This is a genomic window from Streptomyces sp. NRRL S-495 (assembly GCF_000966955.1).
GTDB lineage: Bacteria > Actinomycetota > Actinomycetes > Streptomycetales > Streptomycetaceae > Kitasatospora > Kitasatospora purpeofusca.
The window spans coordinates 1-1,638 of sequence record NZ_JZWY01001198.1; the positions used below are offsets into that span (position 1 = coordinate 1).

General features: G+C 71.1%; 2 protein-coding genes. Both read right to left on the minus strand.

The features are described from left to right. Nucleotides 1-17: 17 nt before the first annotated feature. Nucleotides 18-914, minus strand: a complete 897-nt coding sequence (locus VR45_RS40535) for a hypothetical protein (protein ID WP_045944991.1) — start codon at nt 912-914, stop codon at nt 18-20. Nucleotides 915-1,090: 176 nt separating this feature from the next. Next, on the minus strand, nt 1,091-1,468 hold the full coding sequence (locus VR45_RS40540; RefSeq protein ID WP_159394558.1) for a hypothetical protein: 378 nt from the start codon (nt 1,466-1,468) through the stop codon (nt 1,091-1,093). Between the last annotated feature and the right edge of the window lie 170 nt (nt 1,469-1,638).

Here is a 1,638-nt window from a genome sequence, read left to right on the forward strand (position 1 = left end):
GGTCGACGCGTCGGCGGTCAAGTTCGGCGGAAGCGCTGCCACCACCGCCGTCGGGGCTGGGGCTGCGTCCGGGGTTGGGGCCGAACCGCGAGGCCGGGGTGGACGAGCAGAGGTGCGTGGCGCTCCTGCGTGACCGACAGGAACAGTGCCAGGTGGATCCTGTCCGCCACCACCAGCTCCTGGCCGTCGTTGTACCGGAGTACGAGGGAGAAGGAGTGGAAGGCGGACCGGTCGGAGGCGATGGTGACGGAGAAGCGGTCAGCTTCTCCGGCCTGCACGACCTGGGAGAGCGGCACGCTCACCTGGTAGCCGGTGCCGACGGATGCGAGCGCGGTGGAGTACTTCTGGCCCGGGCCCAGATATGACCCGATCCGGGGGATCGTGCTGGTGGAGCGGCGCGGGACCAGCCGCCCCGTGAAGGGGTTGGACGAGTGCACCACGGCGCCGTCCGCACCGGTGTGGGTGAAGGCGAGCACGCCGCGAACGGCCACCTCGTGGCGCGGGAGGAGGCGGCTGGCACCGTGGAAGGCGAAGGGGCTGAGCTTGTCCTCCACCGACCAGGAGTGCCGCTCGCGGCTGCGCACTTCGGGGGTGCGCAGGACGTAGGGGCCTGCAAGGGGGTCGGGCGCGTCGGGGGTGTCGAAGAGGGAGTAGGTGACGGTGGCCTCCCTCAGAGGGCCCCAGCCGCCGTTGAACAGGACGATGTCCGTCTCGTCGCAGGTCAGAAACGGCAGGGCGCGCAGGTCGGGTTCGGAGGAGGTGACATCGAGGAGGGCCTCGTGGAGGAGCACGGTCTCGCCGGTGTTGTTGACCACCTTGACGTCGAGCTCCGGCCAGCGGTGCACGAGAAGGCCGCCGTGCAGCGGCTCGCCGGCGCGCACAGCGGCGAGGTAGGGGTCGGTGGGCTCGATCAAGGTGTCGCGCCCCGTGCGGGTGAGCCGGTAGGGGATCGGGTAGCCGGGGCGGGTTTCGGTGTTGACGCCGAGGATCGCGGTCGGCTGTCCGGCACCGGCCCCACCTGGGGTGAGGTGGATGCCGCCGTGGACGGTAGTGGCGTTGATGGTGACGGGGCCGGGGGTCCCGGAGCGGCTCAGCCCGTTGTCCGCTCCGGCCGGGAAGGGGAGTTGACCACCGCGCCCCCGTTGATCACGCCGGCGGCGATCGAGCCCGGGGCGCTGCGGATCGTGAGGTCACCGCCGACCGTCAGACTTCCGTTGCCGCTCGGTACGGCGGCTCGGATCACCTGGAGCAGCACGTCGAGTTCCCGCGCCGCCTGGTTTCGGTGTTGGTCGTCCGGCGCGGCGGCCAGCGCCCTCTCGATCCGGGATCGCCAGAACGCTTCATGAGCGGCCATCACATCGGGGCGCCGGTCGTCTTCCGCTTGGGTGATCACCCGGGCGGTCTCGTCGAGAAGCTCCAGCTCGGCGGTCTGCCGGGACGGATCCCTGCGCCCGAACCAGCCGGCCACCTTCTCCCTGGTCCCTGTCCAGGCGTCGGTCGCGGCGGCCTGCACCACAGCCGCTCCCCCCGCTGCGGCCGACGCCGCCAGAGCCTCCGTCAGCATGCTGACCCCTCCCCTGCGCCCGATTGACGCGTACAGGCGGGATCATAGACCAGACGGTTCGTCAACCTTGTGTC